The sequence below is a fragment of the Phyllobacterium sp. 01N428 genome (assembly GCF_056399405.1).
In genome coordinates this window covers 39,735-64,451 of record NZ_JBFTRH010000006.1, presented here as the reverse complement: position 1 = coordinate 64,451, position 24,717 = coordinate 39,735, and the positions used below count along the sequence as shown (strand labels likewise).

Annotated in this window: 23 protein-coding genes; 8 read left to right on the top strand and 15 right to left on the bottom strand. The window is 59.4% G+C overall.

What is annotated here, in order from left to right:
- Positions 1 to 100: 100 nt before the first annotated feature.
- Complete coding sequence (locus tag AC1DNI_RS15460; RefSeq protein ID WP_477692484.1) at positions 101 to 1,285, bottom strand: acetyl-CoA C-acetyltransferase; 1,185 nt, start codon at positions 1,283 to 1,285, stop codon at positions 101 to 103.
- Positions 1,286 to 1,547: 262 nt separating this feature from the next.
- Between AC1DNI_RS15460 and phaR the strand changes: the two genes are divergently transcribed.
- From phaR to AC1DNI_RS15435, 5 genes are all read left to right on the top strand, one after another.
- The gene (gene phaR / locus AC1DNI_RS15455) at positions 1,548 to 2,156 is read left to right on the top strand and encodes a polyhydroxyalkanoate synthesis repressor PhaR (protein ID WP_113281479.1); all 609 of its coding nucleotides are present in this window, start codon (positions 1,548 to 1,550) and stop codon (positions 2,154 to 2,156) included.
- A gap of 75 nt (positions 2,157 to 2,231) precedes the next feature.
- Positions 2,232 to 2,669 (top strand): GlcG/HbpS family heme-binding protein, encoded by a 438-nt coding sequence (locus AC1DNI_RS15450; RefSeq protein ID WP_477692483.1) that lies wholly within the window; start codon positions 2,232 to 2,234, stop codon positions 2,667 to 2,669.
- Positions 2,670 to 2,674: 5 nt separating this feature from the next.
- Positions 2,675 to 2,956, top strand: a complete 282-nt coding sequence (locus AC1DNI_RS15445; protein WP_228017655.1) for a cupin domain-containing protein — start codon at positions 2,675 to 2,677, stop codon at positions 2,954 to 2,956.
- Between the two features lie 96 nt (positions 2,957 to 3,052).
- Entirely contained in the window at positions 3,053 to 3,406 is a 354-nt protein-coding gene (locus AC1DNI_RS15440) for a YciI family protein (RefSeq protein ID WP_027231150.1), read from the top strand.
- A gap of 5 nt (positions 3,407 to 3,411) precedes the next feature.
- The gene (locus AC1DNI_RS15435) at positions 3,412 to 4,650 is read left to right on the top strand and encodes an RNA polymerase sigma factor (protein WP_477692482.1); all 1,239 of its coding nucleotides are present in this window, start codon (positions 3,412 to 3,414) and stop codon (positions 4,648 to 4,650) included.
- 66 nt (positions 4,651 to 4,716) lie between these two features.
- On the opposite strand, the gene rpmF is transcribed toward AC1DNI_RS15435, so the two are convergent.
- Positions 4,717 to 4,899: a 50S ribosomal protein L32 gene (rpmF, locus tag AC1DNI_RS15430; protein ID WP_027231148.1), complete on the bottom strand. Its 183-nt coding sequence runs from the start codon at positions 4,897 to 4,899 to the stop codon at positions 4,717 to 4,719.
- 189 nt (positions 4,900 to 5,088) lie between these two features.
- Positions 5,089 to 5,784 carry a monofunctional biosynthetic peptidoglycan transglycosylase gene (gene mtgA / locus AC1DNI_RS15425; protein ID WP_027231147.1) on the bottom strand — a complete coding sequence of 232 codons (696 nt, stop codon included), beginning with the start codon at positions 5,782 to 5,784 and terminating at the stop codon, positions 5,089 to 5,091.
- Positions 5,785 to 5,995: 211 nt separating this feature from the next.
- Here mtgA and AC1DNI_RS15420 point away from each other — a divergent pair, with 211 nt between their 5' ends.
- On the top strand, positions 5,996 to 6,913 hold the full coding sequence (locus tag AC1DNI_RS15420) for a polyprenyl synthetase family protein (RefSeq protein ID WP_477692673.1): 918 nt from the start codon (positions 5,996 to 5,998) through the stop codon (positions 6,911 to 6,913).
- Positions 6,914 to 6,917: 4 nt separating this feature from the next.
- Here the strand turns inward: AC1DNI_RS15420 and ispG are convergent, their stop codons facing one another.
- Entirely contained in the window at positions 6,918 to 8,177 is a 1,260-nt protein-coding gene (gene ispG / locus AC1DNI_RS15415) for a flavodoxin-dependent (E)-4-hydroxy-3-methylbut-2-enyl-diphosphate synthase (RefSeq protein WP_477692481.1), read from the bottom strand.
- A gap of 224 nt (positions 8,178 to 8,401) precedes the next feature.
- Between ispG and AC1DNI_RS15410 the strand changes: the two genes are divergently transcribed.
- Positions 8,402 to 9,181 (top strand): 3-hydroxybutyrate dehydrogenase, encoded by a 780-nt coding sequence (locus AC1DNI_RS15410; RefSeq protein ID WP_477692480.1) that lies wholly within the window; start codon positions 8,402 to 8,404, stop codon positions 9,179 to 9,181.
- Complete coding sequence (locus AC1DNI_RS15405) at positions 9,181 to 10,296, top strand: patatin-like phospholipase family protein (protein ID WP_027231143.1); 1,116 nt, start codon at positions 9,181 to 9,183, stop codon at positions 10,294 to 10,296. Before AC1DNI_RS15410 ends, AC1DNI_RS15405 begins: the two co-directional genes overlap by 1 nt.
- Here the strand turns inward: AC1DNI_RS15405 and AC1DNI_RS15400 are convergent.
- The 11 genes from AC1DNI_RS15400 to AC1DNI_RS15350 form a co-directional block, all read right to left on the bottom strand.
- Positions 10,293 to 11,459, bottom strand: a complete 1,167-nt coding sequence (locus AC1DNI_RS15400; protein WP_477692479.1) for an MFS transporter — start codon at positions 11,457 to 11,459, stop codon at positions 10,293 to 10,295. The two genes, AC1DNI_RS15405 and AC1DNI_RS15400, sit on opposite strands and share 4 nt — an antisense overlap.
- A gap of 58 nt (positions 11,460 to 11,517) precedes the next feature.
- Positions 11,518 to 12,300: a DeoR/GlpR family DNA-binding transcription regulator gene (locus AC1DNI_RS15395; protein WP_477692478.1), complete on the bottom strand. Its 783-nt coding sequence runs from the start codon at positions 12,298 to 12,300 to the stop codon at positions 11,518 to 11,520.
- 155 nt (positions 12,301 to 12,455) lie between these two features.
- Positions 12,456 to 15,914: a pyruvate carboxylase gene (pyc, locus tag AC1DNI_RS15390; protein ID WP_477692477.1), complete on the bottom strand. Its 3,459-nt coding sequence runs from the start codon at positions 15,912 to 15,914 to the stop codon at positions 12,456 to 12,458.
- Positions 15,915 to 16,082: 168 nt separating this feature from the next.
- Complete coding sequence (locus AC1DNI_RS15385) at positions 16,083 to 17,198, bottom strand: branched-chain amino acid ABC transporter substrate-binding protein (RefSeq protein ID WP_027231140.1); 1,116 nt, start codon at positions 17,196 to 17,198, stop codon at positions 16,083 to 16,085.
- 127 nt (positions 17,199 to 17,325) lie between these two features.
- Positions 17,326 to 17,679 carry a DUF6867 family protein gene (locus AC1DNI_RS15380; protein ID WP_027231139.1) on the bottom strand — a complete coding sequence of 118 codons (354 nt, stop codon included), beginning with the start codon at positions 17,677 to 17,679 and terminating at the stop codon, positions 17,326 to 17,328.
- Positions 17,680 to 17,725: 46 nt separating this feature from the next.
- Positions 17,726 to 18,457 (bottom strand): ABC transporter ATP-binding protein, encoded by a 732-nt coding sequence (locus tag AC1DNI_RS15375; protein ID WP_027231138.1) that lies wholly within the window; start codon positions 18,455 to 18,457, stop codon positions 17,726 to 17,728.
- On the bottom strand, positions 18,457 to 19,869 hold the full coding sequence (locus AC1DNI_RS15370) for an ATP-binding cassette domain-containing protein (protein ID WP_477692476.1): 1,413 nt from the start codon (positions 19,867 to 19,869) through the stop codon (positions 18,457 to 18,459). Before AC1DNI_RS15370 ends, AC1DNI_RS15375 begins: the two co-directional genes overlap by 1 nt.
- Positions 19,869 to 21,263, bottom strand: coding sequence for a high-affinity branched-chain amino acid ABC transporter permease LivM (gene livM / locus AC1DNI_RS15365; protein WP_091920996.1), 1,395 nt, complete (start codon positions 21,261 to 21,263; stop codon positions 19,869 to 19,871). Before livM ends, AC1DNI_RS15370 begins: the two co-directional genes overlap by 1 nt.
- A gap of 4 nt (positions 21,264 to 21,267) precedes the next feature.
- Positions 21,268 to 22,176: a branched-chain amino acid ABC transporter permease gene (locus AC1DNI_RS15360; RefSeq protein WP_477692672.1), complete on the bottom strand. Its 909-nt coding sequence runs from the start codon at positions 22,174 to 22,176 to the stop codon at positions 21,268 to 21,270.
- Between the two features lie 268 nt (positions 22,177 to 22,444).
- Positions 22,445 to 23,446 carry a 4-hydroxyproline epimerase gene (locus AC1DNI_RS15355; RefSeq protein ID WP_477692475.1) on the bottom strand — a complete coding sequence of 334 codons (1,002 nt, stop codon included), beginning with the start codon at positions 23,444 to 23,446 and terminating at the stop codon, positions 22,445 to 22,447.
- 8 nt (positions 23,447 to 23,454) lie between these two features.
- Complete coding sequence (locus tag AC1DNI_RS15350; protein WP_477692474.1) at positions 23,455 to 24,702, bottom strand: NAD(P)/FAD-dependent oxidoreductase; 1,248 nt, start codon at positions 24,700 to 24,702, stop codon at positions 23,455 to 23,457.
- Positions 24,703 to 24,717 lie beyond the last annotated feature (15 nt).

Sequence of the window (24,717 nt, the reverse complement as noted above, 5' to 3'; positions counted from 1 at the left end):
TTTCTGCCAATCAAGAAAATGTTGAGAAAATTGAAAGCGCAGGGCCTACCCACCGTGCGAAATGGACCGGCCCGACAAATGCGCGCCGGTCCTCAGCGGATTAGTCCTTGAGGCGTTCGATGCAGAGTGCAACGCCCATGCCGCCGCCGATGCAAAGGGTCGCGAGGCCCTTCGTGCCGTTACGGCGCTTCAGCTCGAAAAGCAGCGTATTGAGAATGCGCGCACCCGAAGCGCCGATCGGATGGCCGATCGCAATGGCGCCGCCATTGACGTTGACGATGTCGGGATTGAAGCCGAGGTCCTTGTTGACGGCGCACGCCTGCGCGGCAAATGCCTCGTTGGCTTCGACCAGGTCGAGATCCTCGGCTTTCCAGCCGGCTTTCTCCAGCGCCTTGCGCGAGGCGGGGATCGGCCCAGTTCCCATGATTGCCGGGTCTACGCCGGCGGTTGCCCAGGAAGCGATACGGGCAAGCGGCTTGATGCCGCGGCGATTGGCTTCTTCCTCCGTCATCAGTACGACGGCGGCGGCGCCATCGTTTAGTCCCGAGGCGTTGCCTGCGGTAACGGTGCCTTCCTTGTCGAAGGCGGGACGCAGCTTGGTCAGTGCATCCATTGTGGCGCCATGGCGAATATATTCGTCATCGGCAACGACAACGTCGCCTTTGCGCGTCTTGATGGTGAAGGGAACGATCTCGTCCTTGAACTTCCCGGCCTTTTGCGCGGCCTCGGCCTTGTTCTGCGAGGCGAGGGCGAAACTGTCCTGCTCCTCGCGCGTCAACTGCCACTTGCGGGCAATGTTCTCTGCGGTGATGCCCATATGATAGCCATGAAACGCATCGGTGAGGCCGTCCTTGATCATCGTATCGATCATCTTGTAGTCGCCCATCTTCACACCGGCGCGAAGATGCGCGCAGTGCGGGCTCAAGGACATCGATTCCTGTCCGCCGGCGACGATGATATTGGCATCGCCTGTTGCAATCTGCTGCATCCCCAGCGCCACGGCGCGCAGGCCCGATCCGCACACCTGGTTGAGGCTCCAGGCGGTTGCCTCCTGCGGGATACCGGCAGCAATGGCTGCCTGACGCGCAGGGTTCTGCCCCTCGCCGGCGGTCAGCACCTGGCCGAGAATGACTTCATCCACGTCTGCCGCATCCACACCGGCCCGCGCAAGGACCTCCTTGATGACGGCAGCACCGAGTTCATGCGCCGGCGTATTGGCGAATGCGCCGTTGAATGACCCGACAGCGGTGCGCGCAGCGCTGGCAATGACGATCGATTGGCTCATGGGAAGTCTCCTCAAATTTGTCATGCTGGTTGGTGCAGCACACTTCCCCGACAGAATTCCCTCCCCGCAATCGTTTGACAAGGCAATTTGTTTCCGAAGGCCAAATTATCCATTGCTGCAGCGCAGCATGACCTTCCTCGCATCGCGTTGGATGCGCTGCACAATTCTCTTTGAATTGCCGCGCTTTGCCCCTATCCTTCCCGCTTGATCCGTAAGCCGGCACGCAAATTCGGCGGAGGGCGCGAGGTTGGGGAGTTGAGCAATGGCAGGAAAAACTGGCGACGTCGTGATCAAGAAATATGCCAATCGGCGTCTCTACAATACCGGCACGAGTACCTACGTGACGCTTGAGGATCTGGCCGAAATGGTCAAGCGCAATGAGGACTTTACAGTACAGGATGCGAAGACGGGGGAGGACATCACGCATTCGGTTCTGACGCAGATCATCTTCGAACTGGAGAACAAGGATGGGCAGAACATGTTGCCAATCCCGTTCCTGCGCCAGTTGATCGCCTATTACGGCGACCAGATGCAGGTGGTTTTGCCGACATTCCTCGAACAGTCCATGCAGGCTTTCGCCAAGGAACAGGAGCGTATGCGCGAGCAGCTGACCGCGGCCTTCGGCAAGACGCCAATGGACATGATGAATGTCAGCGCCCCTATCAAGCTGGTCGAAGAGCAGGTGCGGCGCAACACCGAAATGCTGCAGAACGCAATGCGGATGTTTACGCCCTTTCCGCTCGGCAAGGGCCCGGAGCCCGAAGCGGGCGAGGCAGCATCCGACAAACCCACCAAGGATGGCGGCGGCCTCGACGAGCTGAAGGAACAGATCGCTGCGATGCAGCGTAAACTCGACTCGCTCGATAAGTAGCACCCTCCGTCATTCTACAACCGGCCTCGGTCCGAAGCCTGCCTTCATTCGAACTTCTATCGCAGAGAGACCATCATGGCGTACATCACACTTTCGAAGGCTAATTCCATCATCAAGGCCGCATTGGCCAAAGGCGCCGAAGGCGGGATGCGACCGCTTTCGGTTGCTGTCCTCGACGCGGGCGGTCACCTGAAGGCCTTCCAGAAGCAGGACGGCTCGTCGATGCTTCGCTTTGAGATCGCTTTCGGCAAGGCCTATGGCGCCCTGGCTATCGGTGCCGGTTCGCGTACCGTAGAAAAATTCGCCAAGGACCGTCCGCATTTCATGGAAGGCCTTGTCGCTTCGTCCGGCGGAAATGTGATTCCGGTTGCCGGCGGCGTTCTCGTCAAGAATGCCAAGGGCGAGGTCATTGGCGCAGTCGGCATCAGTGGCGACACGTCCGATAATGACGAGACGGCAGCAATCGCAGGCGTCGAGGCCGCTGGCTTTGTCGCCGATGGCGGCCAGGGTTAGAGCGCATGTCCGGATCAGCCAAGGCAACCGTCTTCATCGACAATGACCGCGTGGTGGTGACGGAGTATCGGTTCGCGCCGGGAGACAATACGGGCTGGCACCGGCATGGCCACGATTATGTGGTGGTGCCGATGATGGACGGACGGGTCAAACTCCTGACCAACGATGGCGAGTCCTTTGCGGACATGAAAAAGGGCGTGCCTTATTTTCGCTCGGAGGGCGTCGAACACGACGTCATTAACGCCAATGACGGCGAATATTCCTTCATCGAGATTGAAATCAAATAGGCTCGGGAAAATCTTCGGTTCATGTCAAAATGCGCTGCGGTGAGCCGTCATTGCGTCGGGCGCATGTCTTTGCGCTATAACCGGGAAGGAACAGCCATGAACTACACGATTTTGGCCTATGAGACGCAAGATGCATATGCGGCGCGAACAGACCCAGCGAGACAGCAAGCCTATGTCGCCGGATGGATGGCTTATTCGCAAGTCCTGAGGGAGGCTGGCATCATGGTCACTGGCGCCGGACTTCAGGCGCCTGAGACGGCGACCACGATAAAATTGCGGGATGGTCAGCCGCAGGTCCAGGACGGACCTTATGCCGACAGCAAGGAACAGCTCGGCGGTTTCTACATCATCAACGTGCCCGATCTCGATACCGCGCTCAGTTGGGCGGCCCGGTCCCCGGCTGCCGTGGCGGGCGGCGTTGTCGAAGTTCGGCCAAACATTCCGATGTGAAGCCCATGAGCGATGAGGATACGCGCCGCGTCGTCGAGATGGCGGCGCGTCATTCCTACGGCCGGCTCGTTGTCTTTCTCGCGGCGCGTTCGCGTGACCTGACTGCCGCGGAGGAGGCGCTTGCCGATGCTTTCGCCTCGGCCCTCGAAACCTGGCCACGCAATGGCATTCCCGCCAAGCCCGAAGCCTGGTTGCTTGCGGTGGCACGCAACCGTCTGTTGGATGCGATGCGCCGCACGCGTGTCAGGACTGCTGCGATACCGACATTGCTCGCAATTGCCGAGGAGGCGCATGACATGGCCGATGCCGCGCCGTCCTTTCCCGACGAACGATTGAAATTGCTCTTCATATGCGCGCACCCCGCCATCGATCGAGCCGCGCGCACCCCGCTCATGCTGCAGACCTTACTCGGCCTTGATGCTGTGCGTATCGGCTCGGCATTTCTGGTGCAACCCGCTGCGATGGGCCAGCGCCTTGCCCGCGCCAAGCGCAAGATCCGCGACGCCGGCATGGAGTTTGAGGTGCCCGCAGCAGAGGACCTGCCCCAGCGGCTCAATGCTGTCATCGAGGCCATCTACGCCGCCTACGGCAGCGGTTGGGATGACGTCGCTGGCGAACATCCGCGCAGCAGGGGCCTTGGCCGTGAGGCCATGGAACTCTGCCACTTGCTTCTGCGGTTCATGCCGGACGAGCCGGAGGTGCGCGGCCTGCTGGCGCTCATGCTCTATTGTGAATCACGGCACAATGCCCGGCGCGACGCCGCCGGCAATTATGTTCCGCTTATGGAACAGGACACCGCAGTTTGGTCGCAGCCGATGATCGAAGAAGCGGAGCAACTCCTGCGCTCGGCAGCACCATACCGCCGTGTCGGTCGCTTTCAGCTCGAAGCGGCAATCCAGTCGATTCACGCTCAGCGTAAGCGAACCGGAAGCATTGATTGGGAGGAGATTGCACTTCTCTACGAGGGTCTTATTGCCCAGGCGCCTACGATCGGAGCGATGGTGGGGAGGGCCGCGGCCATTGCCGAGGCCCGCGGTCCGGCGCTCGGCTGGAACTTGCTCGAGAGCATTCCCGGCACGGCGGTGAAAAGCTACCAACCCTATTGGGCGGTTGCTGCGCACCTGCTGACATCGCTCGGACGCGGCGATGAAGCGCGATCCGCCTATGATCGCGCCATTGGCCTTTGCGATGTGCCGGCCATGCGCGAATTTCTGCAGCGACGGCGACATGCACTGCTGCAATGAACCTGCCCCCCAATAAAAAGACCGGCCTGAAGCCGGTCTTTTTATTCAAGCGTATCGAAGAGGCGATCAGCCTTCCTTCGGCGTCAGCACCTGGCGACCGCGATACATGCCGGTCTTCAGATCGACGTGATGCGGACGGCGCAGTTCGCCGGAATTCTTGTCCTCGACATAGGTCGGGGCAGTCAGGGCGTCAGCGGAACGGCGCATGCCGCGCTTCGACGGGGAAGTTTTTCGTTTAGGTACAGCCATTGTTCCAGCTCCAGTAATCAGTCAAAATCCGGCACTGGCCCGATTTGAGCCTGTCACAATGGACAAAATTCCGGAAAGTTCGGGTGGGGCTATACACGGCTTGAGAGCTTTTGACCAGCAGGACTCGCATATTTTTTGTCGCAAGTGCCGATGCTACCGTGTTTGGCGCCGTGCGGGGTAGCTCCAATCCTACTTCACGCAGCCGATATAAGCACCCGCGCCGCGTGCCCGGCGTTCGTTGAGCCGCGCGAGTGTCTGCATGCCGCGTCCCGGCTTTGCTGGATTGCGGACGATCGGATTGGGGAGTGTTACTGCGAGATAGGCTGCCTGGCGCGGTGAAAGCTTTGCTGCACTTGTGTTGAAATGATGCTGTGCAGCAGCCTCGACGCCATAGATGCCCGGACCCCACTCTGCGATGTTCAGGTAGATTTCCATGATCCGTTGCTTGGGCAGGATCAGATCCGTCAGCATCGCAAGCGGCACTTCCAGACCTTTGCGGATGAAGGAACGGCTGGTCCAGAGGAAAAGGTTCTTGGCCGTCTGCATGGTGATTGTCGAAGCGCCACGGGTCTGCTCGCCATCAATCGCATCAGAGACAACGGAATTCAGCGCGTCCCAGTCAACGCCTGAATGAAAGCAGAACCGCGCATCTTCGGACATCATCACCGAATTGATCAGCACCGGTGAGATTTGCTCGATGGGCACCCAGCGCCGGTCGTAACCTGAAAACGTCACGAGGTCCTTGACCATGAGCGTCGAGACCGGATGCACGAAAGGAATACGATAGAGGCTCAGAAGAACCAGCGGCAGCATGATCAAAACAACGCCGGCAAGGACGGCGTATCGTATCAGCCGTCCGACGGGCGAACGACCGGGCCCGACCAGATAACCTCTCCCCCGCTTGTTTCTAACCAAAACCCTCGTCACTCAGTCCGTCCGCGCTAAAACTCTTCTTGGACATAGAGCAAAGCGCCGCGGAAGGGAATTCATTCTGCAGTTTTATGCATTATCCACACACGGCAGCGCACCAAATTGATGGCAGCTGCAACCAGCCCCATTGACCGGCGAGCAATTTTTCGGTCATTGGCGGATGATGATGACGGATCAGGGCTTTTCATTGTTCGAGATTACCTTGCAGCAGCGGGCGGCGGCCGTCGAAGCATTGCTTGGCGAACTCCTCTCTGATCGCTCGCGCACCGGCGAAATCAGCCGACCGCCGCGCCTGATGGCCGCGATGCGCCATGGCGTGCTCAATGGGGGCAAGCGGCTGCGCCCCTTCCTTGTAATGGAAAGTGCAGCCCTTTTCGGAGCGGACAACCTTGCGGCGCTGCGCGTTGCGGCGGCGCTCGAATGCATTCACAGCTATTCGCTTGTTCATGACGATCTTCCAGCCATGGATGATGACGATTTGCGTCGAGGCCAGCCGACAGTGCATCGCAAATTCGACGAGGCCGCCGCCATTCTTGCCGGCGACAGCCTCCTGACCTACGCTTTCGAACTCATTTCGGACGAGGCGACCGAGTTGCCTCCCTCCGCGCGACTGGCCCTCATCACGCAATTGGCGCGCGCTGCCGGCATAGGTGGCATGACCGGGGGGCAGGCGCTTGATCTTGAAGCGGAAACGGTCAAACCCGATGAGGAAGGCATTATTCGCCTGCAGGCAATGAAGACCGGCGCGCTCATCCGTTTCGCCTGCGAGGCCGGGGCCATTATCGGCAATGCCGGCGAGAAGGATCGCGAACGGCTGGCGGAATATGGCTCGGCTATTGGCCTTGCCTTTCAACTCGCCGACGACTTGCTGGATGTGACCGCCGATGCCAGCCGCATGGGCAAGGCGACCGGCAAGGATGCTGCCGCTGGCAAGGCAACGCTCGTTTCGCTGCATGGGATCGAGTGGACCAAGCGCCAGCTTGCCGGCTTGGTCGCCCAGGCGGAAGAACTGCTTTCGCCCTACGGCGCTTCGGCCGCACTGTTAAAGGACGCTGCCCGCTTCATTGCCGAGCGGCGCAGTTAGCAATCTATTCGGCGGCGTGCGATCCGGCGGACCGCTGACCGAACCGGCTTTCGATGTACTCGGCGACCATCTTCTGGAAATCCTCGGCAATGCCGGCACCGCGCAGCGTCGCAACCTTTTTGCCATCGACAAATACAGGGGCTGACGGCGTTTCGCCGGTTCCCGGCAGGGATATGCCAATATCGGCCATCTTCGACTCGCCCGGACCATTGACGATGCACCCCATAACGGCGACGTTAAGCGCCTCGACGCCGGGATACTTCTCGCGCCAGATCGGCATGTTCTTGCGGATGTCGCTTTGAATCGACTGCGCCAATTCCTGAAAAACCGTCGACGTGGTGCGTCCGCAGCCGGGGCAGGCAGCGACGATGGGAATAAACTGGCGAAAGCCCATGGTCTGCAGAAGTTCCTGCGCGACCTGCACTTCCTGGGTCCGGTCGCCGCCGGGCGCGGGGGTCAGCGAAATGCGGATCGTATCGCCAATCCCCTGCTGCAGGAGGATGCCAAGCGAGGCGGACGATGCGACAATACCCTTCGAACCCATGCCGGCTTCGGTCAAGCCAAGGTGAAGCGCGTGGTCTGTGCGGCGTGCAAGCTCGGCATAGACTGCAATCAGATCCTGTACCTGGCTCACCTTCGCGGAGAGAATGATCTTCGATCGGGCAAGGCCGATCTCTTCGGCAAGCTGGGCCGAAATCAACGCCGACTGGACGATCGCCTCGCGGGTAACCTGCTCGGCCGTGAGCGGCGCCCCTGCCTTGTGATTCTGATCCATGAGCGCCGTCAGGAGCTCCTGGTCGAGCGAACCCCAGTTGACGCCGATGCGCACAGGCTTGTCGTAGCGGATCGCCATCTCGATGATGGCGCCAAATTGCGCGTCCTTCTTCTCCTTGAAGCCGACATTGCCCGGATTGATGCGGTATTTGGCCAGGGCCTCCGCGCAGGCCGGGTGATCGGCAAGGAGCTTGTGGCCGATATAGTGAAAATCGCCAACGAGCGGCACCGGGAGACCGAGCCTGTCGAGACGTTCGCGAATTTTTGGAACAGCGGCAGCGGATTCGTCACGGTCGACGGTGATGCGCACGATCTGGGATCCGGCACGCGACAGCGCGGCGACCTGCGCTACAGTGCCATCGACGTCGGCAGTATCCGTGTTGGTCATCGACTGCACGACAATGGGCGCACCGCCACCCACCATTACGCCGCCGACATCAACACCAACAGATGGACGCCGGGGAAAGGGGTCGGAATAATAGTCAGACATCATCACGCTCCAAGTATCCCGTTCAGGTGGCGCAGCTATCGCTGTTTGTCAACACTGACCGCCCCTCAACGTCGAAGAGAAAAGGTTCCAGTCATGCTACCCGCTGAATGCAGAGCTTCCATGACAAAGTCTCACGGCTGCGAGCCTAGCAATTTTGCTGCAATGCAATATATTGCCCCGGGCCGTGAGGCGGCGGCTGTTTAAAATCGAAGGAAGCCTTTGCCATGATCAAAAAGACCGCAGTCGTCACAGGTTCCAACTCCGGAATCGGCCTCGGTTCTGCCCATGCACTCGCAGCCGCCGGCTACAATGTCGTGATCAACTCCTTCACCGATCGCCCCGAGGATCATGCGCTTGCCAAGGAAATCGCTGAAAAGCATGGGGTGGACGTCGTCTACATCAAGGCGGACATGTCGAACGGCGGCGAATGCCGGGCGCTGATCGAAAAGGCGGCCGATACCTTTGGCAGCGTCGACGTGCTCGTCAACAATGCCGGGATCCAGTTCGTCGCGCCGGTCGATGAGTTTCCGGTGGAGAAATGGGATGCGATCATCGCGATCAACCTGACATCGGCGTTCCACACCACTGCTGCAGCGCTACCGCATATGAAGAAATCCGGCTGGGGTCGCATCATCAATATCGCCTCGGCCCATGGCCTGCGCGCCTCGCCCTTCAAGTCGGCCTATGTCTCTGCCAAGCACGGCATCCTTGGCCTGACCAAGACCGTAGCCCTCGAAGTCGCCGAAAAACATATCACCTGCAACGCAATTTGCCCGGGCTATGTGCTCACGCCCTTGGTCGAGGCCCAGATCCCCGATCAGATGAAGGCGCATAATATGGATCGCGATACGGTGGTTCGCGAAGTGATGCTGGACAAGCAAGCGACGAAGGAGTTTGCGACGGTCGACCAGATCGGTGCGACGGTGGTGTTTCTCGCCAGCGACGCCGCAGCACAGATCACCGGTACGTCAATTTCCGTCGACGGCGGCTGGACAGCGGCATAATGGCCAAAACCAAGGCCATCAACATCGCCCTTCAGGGTGGTGGTTCGCACGGCGCTTTTACGTGGGGCGTGCTCGACCGCATTCTGGAGGACGGGCGACTGACAATCGAGGGCGTCTCGGGTACGAGCGCCGGCGCAATGAATGCCGTGGCTCTTGCCGATGGCTGGGCCCACAATGGCGCCGAAGGTGCGCGCGCCAAATTGCATGATTTCTGGCGCGCAGTGGGCCGAACGGGCCAATTCAGCCCGGTGCAGCGCTCGCCCTGGGACAGGTTCTTTGGAAACTGGTCCATTGAGAATGGCTTTGGCTTCAATCTGTTTGAACAGATCTCGCGCGTTTTTTCGCCCTATGAGTTCAATCCCTTCAATCTCAATCCGTTGCGCGACGTGATCGAAAAGGAAATCGACTTCGACAGGGTGAAGGCCTGCCCCAAGCTCAAGCTCTTCATTTCCGCCACGAATGTCGAGACGGGGCGCCTGCGTGTTTTCTCGCAATCGGAACTGAACGCCGACGTCGTGATGGCTTCCGCGTGCCTTCCCTATATTTTCCAGGCGGTGGAAATTGACGGCGAGCCCTATTGGGATGGCGGCTATGGCGGCAATCCTGCCCTCTACCCGTTCTTCTATTCGAGCGAGAGCGAGGATGTTCTCCTTGTCCAGATCAATCCGATCGAGCGGCGCGGCACGCCAAAGACCGCACGCGAAATCAGCGAGCGAATCGACGAAATCACATTCAATGCCGCGCTGCTGCGCGAATTCCGCTCGATTGCCTTTGTCAACTCATTGATCGACGCCGGGCGGCTTCAGCATGGCGACTACCGCCATATCCGCATGCATCGAATCGACGCCGACGAGGCTCTGGCGGGCCTGTCTTCTTCCTCGAAGATCAATGCCGAATGGGCCTTCCTCGAATATCTGCGTGACCTTGGGCGCGCCGCCGCTGAAGATTGGCTTGATGAGCACAGCGACGCCGTAGGCGAGCACGCCACTCTCGACCTGACCGGCGAACTCGCGCCGGAAATGCATATCGGCTTTAAGGCGAAAAAGCCCGGCCGTCGCGTCAGCGATTTCCTCTTGCAGCGGAAAAAACCAATGGGTGCCGCGCGCCGGGCCTAACTCGCTTTTTGATCCGCGCTCCTGGCAAGGTTTGCCATGAGGAAGACGACGACAAGCAGACCCGCGAGCACCATATAGATCGGTCCGAACCCGGTCTTGCCGCCGACAAAACCGATTGCCGATGGCGCTACGAGTATCCCCGAATAACCCATGAGCGTAACCATGCTGAGGGCCACGCCCGATGACGTGCCCTGCTGGTTGCCGGCCGCCGAAAAGGCAATGGGCACCATGTTGGCTATGCCGAGGCCGGAAAAGGCAAAGGCGAGAATGGCGATCCACGAGGTCGGCGCGATACTGGCGGCAAGCATTCCCGAGGCCCCGATCAGCGCGGAAATGCGCAGCGTATTGACGGCACCGAAACGGTCGCGCACTCCATCGCCGAGAAAACGCATGATCGACATCGTTCCCGAAAATGCCGCAAATGCGAAGCCGGCCGTGGCGATATCGGCCCCGCGCTCCTGGCGCAGATAGAGCGCTGCCCAATCGAGCACCGACCCTTCCGGAACCATGGAGAAGAGCGCCATCAAGCCGATGAGGTAGATCAAGGGATTGGTGGGGAACTTCAGCTTCTGCTTCTCGTGCCTGACGGGCGCGTCCTCGGTAATCATGAACCGGAATGCAATGAGGCCGATCGCGATCGCGATGATCGTCACGACGACGGCATGTGCCAGATGTCCATGGGCTTCGATCAGGATGCCCCCAAGTCCGCCGCCGGCAAAGCCACCGAGGCTCCAGAAGCCGTGCGAGGACGACATGACGGCGCGGGAGAGTTTTTTCTCGACCTCCACCGCATTCGCATTCATCGCGACATCCATCCCGCCGATGACTGCGCCGAACAGAAAGAGCGCCGGTGCGGCGCTTATCACGTTGGGCGCGAGGGCAACGAGAAGGAGTGAGAAGGAGCAGAATATGGCAAACGCCTTCACCACGGCGCGCGATCCATGCTTTTCGATGAGGTAGCCGCACCAGGGCATCGAAGCCAGCGCCCCGATGCCGAACACCAGGATAAGAAGCCCAAGCGTGAACTCGCTGATGCCGAGCCGCGTCATGAAGACAGGAATTTGCGGAGCCCAGCTGCCGACAAGGAAGCCATTGAAGAAAAACGCGCTGGCGACGGCCCAACGGCCATAAACAGCTTTCCTGCGAAAGGTCGCGGCATCCATTGGGGCTTCACCGGTTGCAGATTGGGCTTGGACGGACATTGAATTCACTCACATAAAATCAGGCTTGTTTGTCGGCGGCAACGATCACCTCGACACCAGCACCACCTATGCGATCAAGGATCGAGGGGTCGGCCGTGGTATCGGTGACGAGGGTGGATATAAGGGCTATCGGCCCGATGGCGAACGGACCCCGCTTCACCAGCTTGTCGCTGGTTGCCAACAGCAGGACTTCGTTGCTCGCCTCGGCAAAGGCCAGTTTCATGCGCGCATCATCATAATTTTCGGCTCGCAGCATCAGGCTTTCATCGACAGCGCAGGCGCCAAGCACGCAGTAGTCGATGCGCATCGATTGAACTTCGGCCAGCGTCGATTGGCTGATCACGCTGCGCGTCAGCCGGTTCAAGGTTCCGCCAAGCAATATAACCTCGCAAAGCGGATGATCGAGCGCCGCGACAGCGATATCCGGTGCACTCGTGATGATGCAGGCTCTGAAATCGGCAGGAAGGGCGCGCACGAATTCGAGAACCGTCGTGCTGGAATCAAGCACCATCGTTGCATCGGGCGGAATAAGCGCTGCCGCCGCCCGGGCGATCGCCTTTTTCCCGGCGGTCTCTTCGCGCGCGCGTTGCTGGAAACTTCTCGGTCCCGTTCTGCTGCGGGCTGCCCCGCCATGAAAGCGCTGAACGAGGCCCTGATCCGCGAGTTCGCGCAGGTCACGGCGTATGGAATCTTCCGAGACGCCGAACTCCGACGCAATCATGTTGGCGAGCACACGACCGTTCTCATTGATCCGCCGCAGGATCATGCTTTTGCGTTCGTCCGGGGATAGATCTTTCAGCAAGGACGTTTCTCCATTGCATCCTTGTACCCCATACTGCCGATATCGGCAATATCAATTGCGCATTTATGCATAAACGTGCAATGTGGACCGAATCCCTTTGCAACAAAGGCCCCGTTTGGGGCCCTTGCGAAAATTTCACTAAATGAAAACCGGCCCTATTCGTAGACCACCAAAAGGTCCTTGGCATCGATCTGATCGCCGGCACGGACAAGTACTTCGGCGACGGTGCCGTCGCGCTCGGCGCGTAACGCTGTTTCCATCTTCATTGCTTCGATGGACAGCAATACGTCGCCGGCATTGGTCTTCTGCCCCGGAGCGATGCCGACCGTCGATACGATACCCGGCATTGGCGCGCCGACATGCTTGTCATTGCCGAGTTCCGCTTTGCGGCGAAGGCCCGCTCCACCCGCGGCGCGCGTGCGATCGGGCACCTTGACCCGGCGTGGCTGGCCGTTAAGTTCGAAGAAGACCGTGCACATGCCCTTGTCGTCGGCCTCGCCCATGGCAAGATTGCGCACGACCAATGTCTTGCCGCGTTCGATATCGAGGAAGACCTCTTCCTCCTGCGCAAGCCCGTAGAAATACACATGGGTCGGCAGGACGCTCGTCGGCCCATAGGTATCGTGCGTGGTGGCAAAGTCGGTAAAGACCTTCGGATACATAAGATAGGAGGCAAACTCCTGGTCGGTGATCTTGCGTTCGAGCTTGGTTTCGATGTCGTTGCGTTCCGCCTCGAGATCCGCCGGCGCGAGCAGCGCGCCCGGTCGTTCGGTGAATGGCTTCTCGTCCTTCAAAACCTTCTTCTGGATATCCTTGGGCCAACCCTTTGGCGGCTGGCCAAGGTCGCCGCGCATCATGGAGACGACCGAATCCGGGAAGGCGATGTCCTTGCCGGGGTTTTTCACGTCCGCGACCGACAGATCCTGGCTCACCATCATCAGCGCCATGTCGCCCACGACCTTCGACGACGGCGTCACCTTGACGATGTCGCCGAACATCTGGTTAACGTCGGCATAGGCCTGCGCCACCTCGTGCCAGCGGGTTTCGAGACCGAGCGACCGGGCCTGCTCCTTGAGGTTGGTGAACTGGCCGCCAGGCATTTCGTGCAGATAGACTTCCGAAGCCGGTCCCTTGAGATCACTTTCGAATGCCGCGTACTGGGTGCGCACCGCCTCCCAGTAGAAGGAGATGCGGCGAATCCACTCAGGATCGAGGCCGGGATCGCGCTCGGTGCCCTTCAACGCCTCGACGATGGAGCCGAGACAAGGCTGCGAGGTATTGCCGGAGAGTGAATCCATGGCGGCGTCGACCACATCGACCCCCGCGTCGACGGCAGCAAGGACCGTCGCGGCCGCGATCCCCGATGTGTCGTGCGTATGGAAATGCAGGGGCAGATCGGTTGCTTCCCGCAGCGCCTTGAACAGAATCTTGGCTGCAGCAGGTTTCAGTAGCCCGGCCATGTCCTTGACGGCGATGATATGAGCGCCCGCTTTCTCGACCTCGCGGGCAAGATCGACATAATATTTTAGATCATATTTCGGCCGCGCCGAGTTGAGAATGTCGCCGGTGTAACAGATCGCCGCTTCGCAGAGCTTGTTCTCCTCGATGACCGCATCCATGCTGACGCGCATGTTTTCGACCCAGTTCAGGCTGTCAAAGACACGGAACACGTCGATACCGCCGCGCGCCGCCTGGCTGACGAAATATTTGACGACATTATCCGGATAGCTCTTGTAGCCGACGCCATTGGCGCCGCGCAAAAGCATCTGCAACAGGATGTTGGGCGCACGCTCGCGAATTTCCGCCAACCGCTCCCACGGATCCTCCGTCAGGAAGCGCATCGCAACGTCGAAGGTCGCCCCGCCCCAGCATTCGAGCGAGAACAATTGCGGGAGCGCGCGCGCGTAGGTCCCGGCGACGCGGGCGATATCATAGGTGCGCATGCGTGTCGCCAGCAGCGACTGGTGGCCATCGCGCATCGTCGTATCGGTGACGAGCACGCGCTCTTCACTGCGCATCCACTCAGCGAACTTCTTCGGTCCAAGCTGATCCAGCAGTTGCTTGGTGCCGTCTGGAATCGACGCTTCAATGAAGGGAACGCGCGGGAGCGCCGCTTCCTTCGGCGGGGTGGCGCGGCCCTTGGTTTCCGGATGCCCGTTGATCGTCACATCGGCAAGGTAGGTCAAGAGCTTGGTGGCGCGGTCCTGCCGCTTCACCTGCGCAAAGAGTTCCGGCGTCGTGTCGATGAACTTCGTTGTGTAGGAATTGTCGGTGAACTTCGGATGCGTAATGATGGCTTCAAGGAAGGTCAGGTTCGTAGCAACGCCGCGAATACGAAACTCGCGCAAGGCGCGGTGCATGCGGTGGATGGTCTCCTCGGCCGTCGGTGACCAGGCGGTGATCTTTTCGAGGAGCGGATCATAAAAGCGGGTGATAACGGCGCCCGAGTAAGCGGTACCGCCGTCGAGTCGGATGCCGAAGCCCGTTGCGCCGCGATAGGCGGTGATGCGGCCATAATCGGGAATGAAATTCTGCTCGGGATCCTCGGTGGTGATACGGCACTGCAAGGCGTGGCCGTTGAGCCCGATGTCCTTTTGTGCCGGCACACCCGATTCGGGCGTTCCGATGGTGGCGCCTTCGAGGATGCGGATCTGCGCCTTGACGATGTCGATCCCAGTCACTTCCTCGGTCACCGTGTGCTCAACCTGGATGCGCGGATTGACCTCGATGAAATAGAACGAGCCGGTATCGGAATCCATCAGGAACTCGATCGTTCCGGCTCCGATATAACTGGTCGATTTGGCGATCTTCAAGCCGTAGTCGCAGATTTCCTTGCGCTGCGCCTCGTTGAGGTAGGGCGCCGGGGCTCGTTCCACCACTTTCTGGTTGCGGCGCTGGATGGAACAGTCGCGCTCGAAGAGGTGCACCGCATTGCCGTGCGTATCGCCGAGGATCTGCACCTCGACATGCCGCGCGCGTTCAACGAGCTTTTCGAGATAGACTTCATCCTTGCCGAACGCGGCCTTGGCCTCGCGCTTGCCCTCGGTGACCTCCCGGGCGATGTCTTCCGGCTTGAAGATGGCCCGCATGCCGCGGCCGCCGCCTCCCCAAGACGCCTTGAGCATCACGGGATACCCGATCTTCTCGGCGAGCCGCTTTACCTCTTCCATGTCGTCAGGAAGCGGATCGGTTGCCGGCACGACCGGAACGCCGATTTCGATCGCGAGGTTGCGCGCGGCGACCTTGTTGCCAAGGCGGCGCATGGTTTCAGGCTTGGGCCCGATAAAGATGATGCCCGCCTCGGCGCAGGCTTCGGCAAACTCCGGGCTTTCCGAAAGCAGCCCATAGCCGGGATGAATCGCATCGGCCCCGGAAAGCTTGGCGACGCGGATGATTTCCTCGATCGAGAGATAGCTTTCGATCGGCCCCATATCCTTGGCAAGATGCGGTCCACGCCCCACCTGGTAGGATTCGTCCGCCTTGAAGCGATGCAGCGCAAGCTTGTCCTCTTCCGCCCAAATCGCCACGGTTTTCATGCCGAGTTCATTGGCAGCGCGAAACACGCGGATCGCGATTTCCGAACGATTGGCGACGAGGATTTTCTTGATAGGCAAGACCGCAACTCCGAATATGAACTAAAGTAGTTTTGGTTTGGCGCGCTTATCTGGCTACAGATTGCTGCACTGCAAACAACGCATATTGACCATAAGAAATCGAAATGTCCAACAGCAAAATGCCCGGCGCAAGGCCGGGCATTCGCTTAGGCAATCATGCAAGAAGGCTTACTGCTGGAAGTAGCTGTACTTGCCGTCTTCGCCCTTCTTCCACTCGTACATGACGTAGCCTGGAAGCTTCGGGTCACCCTTTTCGTCAAAGGCGATGTCGCCAAGAACGGTCTTGAATGGACCCTTTTCCTTCATCACCTTGGCAACGGCTTCAGGATCGTTCGATCCGGCAGCCTTCGCTGCGTCGGCGATGACCTGAGCTGCAGCGTAGGAATAGAGGGTGTAAGCTTCCGGTTCGAAGCCCTGCTTACGGAATTTCTCGACGAGTTCCTTGTTGGCAGGGTTCTTGCTCGGATCGGGACCGAAGGTGTTCAGCGTGCCTGCAACTGCGTCGCCAGCGATCGAAGCGAGTTCGTTCGAAACGATACCGTCACCGGAGATGAACTGAACCTTGAGGCCCTGGTCGGCGAGCTGGCGCATGATCAGGCCGGCTTCGGTGTGAAGACCACCCCAGTAGAGAACCGTTACGCCCGATTCCTTTGCCTTGGCGATCAGCGCGGAGAAGTCCTTGTCGCCGACGTTGACGCCTTCGTACATGGCTTCCTTGACGCCCTTGGCATTCAAGGTCTTCTTGGTTTCGTCAGCAAGACCCTGGCCATAAGGCGTCTTGTCGTGCACGACGGCAACCTTGGCGTCCTTGAACTTCTCGGCAATGAACGTGCCGGCTACCACGCCCTGCTGGTCGTCGCGACCGCAAGTACGGAAGGTGTTCCAGAGGCCGCGCTCGGTGAAGACCGGGTTGGTCGCGGCAGGCGTGATCTCGAGGATGCCGTTTTCAGCATAGACTTCAGATGCGGGGATCGAAACGCCCGAATTGAAGTGGCCGATAACGAACTTTACGCCGTCAGCAACGAACTTGTTGGCAACCGAAATGCCCTGCTTCGGATCGGAAACGTCGTCACCGAGCGAAAGCTTGACCTGTTCGCCGTTGATGCCGCCCGCAGCATTGATCTCGGCAATGGCAGCCTCAGCGCCCTTCTGCAGCTGAGCGCCGAATGCAGCGTTCGGGCCGGTCAACGGACCGCCGACGCCGATCAACAGATCAGCATAGGCATGACCGCTCAAAGCGAGCATTGCAGCGAGTGCAACGCCCGAGAACAGTGATTTCTTCATTTGAAAACTCCCATTTTCTAAGTATTTACTTAACCCCTCGCGATGACCCGTTTTCATCGCTTGAAGCGCACATTTGCCGATTTCCCGGCGGTTGTCACGCTGATTCATTTCGCATCAGCGAGATTGGTTAGGCTCCCGTTTTTTCCTTCCATGAAAATGGAGAAACTTTTTCGTAGAGCCAGAAATATTGACCTATCATTTGGTTGGTGCGGGTGTATCGATAGCCCAATGTCCCGAAGATGATCAGGACAATCGTATCGACCACATAATAATGCAGCGTCAGCATCGTGCCGCCGAACAGGGCGAAGTGAATGAACCTGACGGCGATGCCGAGCAACAGCATGTAGAAGACGAGGAAGGCAATCGGACGCCAGGTCTTAGCGCAGGCACGTCCCGCCATCCAGGCCGCCCAGCCCCCCATGACACAGGTGACGAGCAGGAACAGAAAGATGGACGGTTCTTCGTAAAGTATGCCTTGCATGGCATTATTCTCCTTGGGCTTTGCCGTCGGTGGAAGCCCTACTTGTTCAGTGACGACCGCCTTCGAGATAGGCGGCACGCACTTCCGGATTGGCAAGAAGGTCGGCGCTCGAACCGCTCATCGTTACGATGCCGTTGACCATCACATAGCCACGGTCCGCGAGCTTCAAGGCGCCGAACGCATTCTGTTCGACCAGGAACACGGTCAGGCCCGTATTCTTGTTCAGTTCCTTGATGGCTTCGAAAATGTGTTTGATGATCAACGGCGCGAGACCGAGTGAAGGTTCGTCGAGCAGGAGCAACCGGGGACGCGCCATCAGCGCGCGGCCGATCGCCAGCATTTGCTGTTCGCCGCCGGAAAGTGTACCGCCGCGCTGGTTGATGCGCTCCTTGAGACGCGGGAACAGGTCGAAGACCATGCGCGAGTCTTCGTCGAAAAATTTGAGATTGTCGAGGCTCGCGCCCATTTGCAGGTTTTCCTGCACGGTCATGCGCGGGAAAATGCGGCGTCCTTCCGGCGACTGCGCGATGCGCAGGCGCGCAATCTCATGTGTCGGCAACTGCGTTATGTCCGTGCCGTCAAAGACGATGCGGCCGGTGCGGGCGCGCGGCATGCCGAAGATCGTCATCATCAGCGTTGATTTGCCTGCGCCATTGGCGCCGATCAGCGTGACAATCTCACCGGGATTGGCATGAACGGTTACACCGCTCAGCGCACGGATATTGCCGTAATAGGTCTCGACATTCTCGATGCTGAGAAGGGCCTGGTTCTGCGACATTACTTAGCCCCTCCGGTCTTCTTGGGCGCCGGTTTAGCCTGGCTTTCCTTTGCCAGTGTCTTGGCCTGGCCGATCCAGTCTTCACGGGCAATCCGCCCGTCGAAAGCGAGATAGGCTTCGGCGGCAATGATATCGGCTTTCTTCCATGCGGCAATCTGATCGAAATGGAAGATGCCGTGTTCGTTGAGCTTGCGCTCGTTGACCGGACCTATGCCCTTGATCAGGATCAGCTTGTCGGCCTTGCCGCCGCGCGGTTCGGCCAGTGCATTGGCTGTCGCCCCTGCCTTGATGCCAGCGGCTTTCGCCGGCGACGCCGGTTTAGGTGCCGCAGTCTTCGACGAGTCCGGTTTAGGAGCCGCAGCCTTTGGTGAGGCCGGTTTGGGCGCCGCAGTCTTCGCTGACGCCTTGCGGGCGGCGGCAGTTTTTGCCGGTGCTGTCTCAAGCAGCGTGTTGGCCGGAATGAGTTCTACCGGCTGAGCATCAGGATGCGTCTCGACGATCTCGTGCAGCGCCTCGGAAGAGAGCAAATCGACAGCGGCCGTGATGTCGTCGACGCCCGCTTCTTCCGCCTTCTCGATCAGTTCGACCACTTCCTCGTCTTCGACGCCGAGATAGGCGGCGATGACCTTCGGATCATTCTTGACGGTCTCAGGCGTGCCATCTGAAATCTTGGTACCGTATTCGAGAACGACAACATGGTCGGAAATTTCCATCACCACGGACATGTCGTGCTCGATAAGCAGGATCGACGTTCCCGTATCGGCGCGAATATCGAGGAGCAACTTGTTGAGTTCCGCCGATTCACGCGCATTCAGGCCCGCTGCTGGCTCGTCGAGACAAAGGAGCTCCGGCCCGGTGCACATGGCACGGGCAATCTCGAGACGGCGTTGCGCCCCGTAGGGCAGATCGCCGGCAGGATCGTCCGCCCGGCTGACGAGATTGATCTTCTCCAGCCAGTAACGTGCCTTCTCGATCGCTTCCGCGGCCGCTTTTTTGTAGGTCGGGAAGCCGAGGAGGCCAAGGACGGTGAAGCCTGAGGAAAGCATCAGCGGATTGTGCTGCGCAACCAGGAGGTTTTCGAGCACCGTCAGCCCGGAGAACAGGCGGATGTTCTGGAACGTCCGCGCGACCTTAGCCCGCTTGGTGATGACATGATCGGCCATGCGTTCGAGAAGATACTCCTCGCCGTTCTGGCGCGTCAGCGTCAACATGCCTTCGGTCGGCTTGTAGAAGCCGGTGATGCAGTTGAACACCGTCGTCTTGCCGGCACCATTGGGGCCGATGAGGGCCGTGATCGCACCGCGCTTGGCTTCGAAGTTCAGATCGTTGATGGCGATAAGGCCACCGAATTTCATTGAGAGACGTTCAACACGCAGGATTGCGCTGGTATTCTTCTGCACTTCCGAAACCATCAGCCGTGCCCTTCTTTCGTAAACTCGCCCGATATCATCTTGCGTTCATGCAAGAAGGCACTTGGTTCTCGACTGCCGGCAAAGCCGCGCGGCTTCCACACCATGACGACGATCATGGCAAGGCCGAACAACAACATGCGGTAGAGTTCCGGGGTAAAGTCGGGGCCGAAGATAAGCTTGAGGAATTCGAGTTCGCGCAACAGTTCCGTACCGCCGATCATGACGGCCGCAGCGATTGCGATACCAACCAGCGATCCCATGCCGCCGAGAACGACCATCGCCAGGATGATTGCCGATTCGAGGAAGACGAAGGATTCCGGGCTGACGAAACCCTGGCGTGCCGCGAAGAACGAGCCCGCAAAACCGCCGAACATCGCGCCGGTGGCAAATGCCGTAAGCTTGGTCGTCGTGGTGTTGATGCCGAGCGAGCGGCACGCGATCTCGTCTTCGCGCAGGGCTTCCCAGGCGCGGCCAACAGGCATGCGGCGCAGGCGGATCGTCACCCAGGCGGTCAGCAACGCCAGGCATAGGATGAGATAATAGAGGAAGATCTTGTAGTAGACGCCGGAGTTTGGCAGGCCGAACATCGCAGCGAAACCTGTCGGACCCGGGGTGAACGGGATGCCGAACAATGTCGCCTTGGCGATGCCGGAGATACCGAACGTTCCCTTCGTGACAGCTGTCCAGTTGATGAGGACGAGACGGATGATCTCACCGAAGGCAAGCGTTACGATGGCAAGATAGTCACCGCGCAGGCGCAGCACCGGGAACCCAAGGATAATGCCCCAGGTCGCGGCGAAAATGCCGGCCATCGGCAAAAGCAGCCAGAATGACAGGCCGAAATGGGCCGAGAGCAGCGCGTAGGAATAAGCACCGACGGCGTAGAATGCGACGTAACCGAGATCGAGCAGTCCGGCGAGGCCGACGACGATATTCAGTCCCCACGCCAGCATGACGTAGATAAGGATCTGGATGCCGAAATTATCGACATATTTGAGCGAGGCCTGCAGTCCGCCCATCATCGACCCCTGATAGGCACTGAGTATCAGGACCACGAGGGCGGGATAGAGGAAGAGCAGGCCAAGACCGATCTTCGGGAAAGACTTCCTGAATGCGGACGGCTCCCTCGCCTCGGCGACCTTGTGCAACTTCTTGCGCTCGGCGCGCATCGGCGCAGTGTATGTAACGAGGAACCGACCCACCGCCGCGACGAGGACAAAGATCGCCAAAAGTCCCCAGCGCTGGGTCAGGATCAGTTCGTTGCGAATGTTCTGCTCGGTGCGGAAACCGACAATCAGGCAGAATAGCCCGAGTGCGATTGCACCTGAGATAATCCCTTCCTTCAGGGCTTTCGCGAAAACGGAATCCCGTTCTGTATTCTGGACATCGGCCATGAGCTTATACCTTCTCGACTTCGGGCCGACCCAGGATACCGGATGGCAGGAAGATCAGCACGATCGCCAGGATCGAGAAAGCCGCGACATCCTTGTAATCGATGGAGAAATAGGCGGACCAGAGCGCTTCGATGAGGCCGATGAGCAATCCACCCACCACGGCGCCGGGAAGCGACCCGATGCCGCCGAGAACGGCAGCGGTAAAGGCCTTCACGCCCGGCACGAAGCCATCGGTGAAGGAAATGACCCCGTAGAACATGAGATAGAGCGTTCCGGCAACGGCGGCGAGCATTGCGCCCATGACGAAGGTCATGGAGATCGTCTTGTCGACGTCGATGCCGAGCAGCGCCGCCATCTTGCGGTCCTGCTCGCAGGATCGCTGGGCACGCCCGAGCGTCGTCTTGTTGACGAGGTACCAGAAGGCGGCAAGCAAAATCGCCGTGACGATGATGATCACCATCTGCTTGAAGGCGATGGTGATATTGGTGCCGTAAATGGTAATACCGCCATTGACCAGCGGCGGGATCGGCTTGTTGCGCGGACCCTGCGTCACCTGCACGAAATTCGACAGCGCGATCGACATGCCGATCGCCGTAATCAACGGCGCGAGGCGGAACGATCCGCGCAGCGGCCTATAAGCCAGGCGCTCGATCGTCCAGCTCCACAACCCCGTCAGCAGCATAGCGACGAGCATCATCAGGAGCAGCGCCAACACAACCGGCACGCCGCCAATGAAAGTGGTTAAAGCTAGAAAAACGATCATCGCCATGAAGGCGCCAAGCATGAAAATATCGCCATGGGCGAAGTTGATCATGCCGATGATCCCGTAGACCATCGTATAACCGATTGCGATCAGGCCATAGATTGAACCAAGCGTCAGACCATTGATCGATTGCTGGATGAAGTACTCCATCGCAACGATACCCCTCATTTTTTATTGGGAATTTTCTTATCCGGTTTTTTTATCCGGTTCCCGTTTACCCCAATATGCTACACCTAGCGTGTGCGCTAAAGAAAGCAACAGCTTTTTTAGCAAACACGATATCTTTACATTTGCTCGCACAGTTTCGGCGGGATTATACACCAAAATTGGACGGTTCCTCCGGGAATGTTGCTACCAATGGTTGAAAAACCGCTGTTTCATCCGGTGCCGCCTTAATTGGCCACCTTTCGTTACACGCTCATTTGACGACAAACCCGTGCGCGAAGGGATCGCGATCATCGATGAAGATGGTGTTGTAGCCGGTCATGCGTGCCCAGCCGGCGATGGACGGAATGATGGCCGGCTGGCCGGCGACCGTCACAGCCTTTTCGACGCGACCGTGGAACAGCGAACCGATGATCGATTCGTGCACGAAATCATCGCCGGGCTTCAACTTGCCCTTTGCAGCAAGCTGGGCCAGGCGCGCCGATGTGCCCGTACCGCAAGGGGAACGGTCGATCGCCTTGTCGCCGTAAAAAACGGCGTTGCGTGCGTGCGCTTCCGTCCGCGTGGGCGCCCCTGTCCACAGTATATGGCTCAGCACATTGATCTCGGGCTTTTCCGGATGCTCGAATTTGTAACGCTCATTGAGGCGCTGGCGCAGCACCGGGCTCCACCCGATGAGATCGAGCGCCCGGTAGTCGGCGAGATCGCGGAAGTTCTCCTGCGGATCGACGATGGCGTAGAAATTGCCGCCATAGGCAACGTCGACCGTGAGAACACCAAGGTCCGGACACTCGACCTCGAGGCCCTCGGCGTAGAGGAAGGCCGGTACATTGGTGAGACGCACGCTCGTAACGTATTGCCCCTCCTGCGTATATTCCGCAACGACGAGACCAGCGGGCGTATCGAGGTTGAGACGCCCTGGTGTACGCGGATTGATGAGCCCATGTTCGATCGCCATCGTGACGGTACCGATCGTCCCATGGCCGCACATGGGAAGACAGCCGGAGGTTTCGATGAACAGCACCGCAACGTCACAATCCTCGCGCGTCGGCGGATAGAGGATCGAGCCCGACATCATGTCGTGGCCGCGCGGCTCGAACATCAGGCCGGTCCGGATCCAGTCGTATTCGGCGAGGAAATGCGCGCGCTTTTCCATCATTGTGGCGCCGACGAGATTGGGACCGCCGCCAGCGACAAGGCGGACCGGATTGCCACAGGTATGACCATCGACACAGAAGAAGGAATGACGCGCCATGATGCTCCTCAAAAGCGTTGCGGATGGAATGCTTCGATCGCGATCGACGGCGTGCGACCGTCGATCAACTCGCTGATCAGGCGCCCTGTCGCCGCGGCCTGGGTCAGCCCAAGATGGCCGTGACCGAATGCGTAGAGTACATTTTTGCTCGCCCTTGCATAGCCGATAACGGGCAACGAATCCGGCAGCGACGGACGATAGCCCATCCACTGCCTCCCGCCCCCGGTCTCAAGGCCGGGCATGAATAATTTGGCCTTGGTCAGCATGGCCTCGGAGCGAGCGTAGTTGGGCGGCAGGTCAAGACCGCCAAGTTCGACGGCTCCGCCGATACGCACGCCGGTTTCGAGGGGCGTGACGACAAAACCGTGACCGGAAAATATCAACTGCCGCTTCAGGGTGAAGGCGTCTTTGGGCAAAGTCGTATTATAGCCGCGCTCGGTTTCAAGCGGTATCGCGTCGCCGAGCTGTTTCGCGAGCCGGTGCGACCATGCCCCGCCCGCAACGACGAGCTTTCCAGCATTGATGGTCTCGCCACTGGCAAGTCCGATCGCCACGCCTTCCGTGCTGCTCGTCACGGTTACTACCTCCGCCTGCCTGTAACGCGCGCCAAGGCGTTCGGCATAAGCCCAGAGCCCCTTTCCGACATGGAGCGGATCGCTGACGGTCTTCCAGCCGGGAACGAACGTCCCTGCCACGAAACGCCGCGCCAGTCCGGGCTGGCATTCTGCGAGTTCGTCACCGCGCAGATGCTCGAAGGCGATCCCTGCCTTCTTGCGGGCGGTCCAACCGGGCAGAGCACTGTTGAGCTCTTCTTCGCTCTCGTAAAGTTCGAGCGATCCGTCCTCGCGCACCATATGGCGAATACCGGCGCGCTCCATCAACCCAAGCATTTCTGGCTCGGCAAGCCGCATCATGGCGCCTTGCGCCTCGATTGTATGGATTTGCGCTGCTGGCCGGCTGGCACGCCAGAATCGATAGAGCCAGGGGGCCAATTTGGGAAGGTAACCCGGCCGGATCGTGAATGGGCCGAGCGGATCTCTCAGCCAGCGGGGCACCTTGGCGAGAACGCCTTTCGATGCCATTGGCAATATGTCCGAAAAGGCGAGAGCCCCGGCATTGCCGGAGCTTGTACCCTCGCAAATGCCTTGCCTGTCGATGACGAGAACCTTGTGTCCGCCTTCCGACAATATGGCAGCGATAGCAGTGCCGACAATGCCGGCACCGATTATGACGATGTCGTCCTTGCGCCCATCCATCGTATGCCGGGAGAC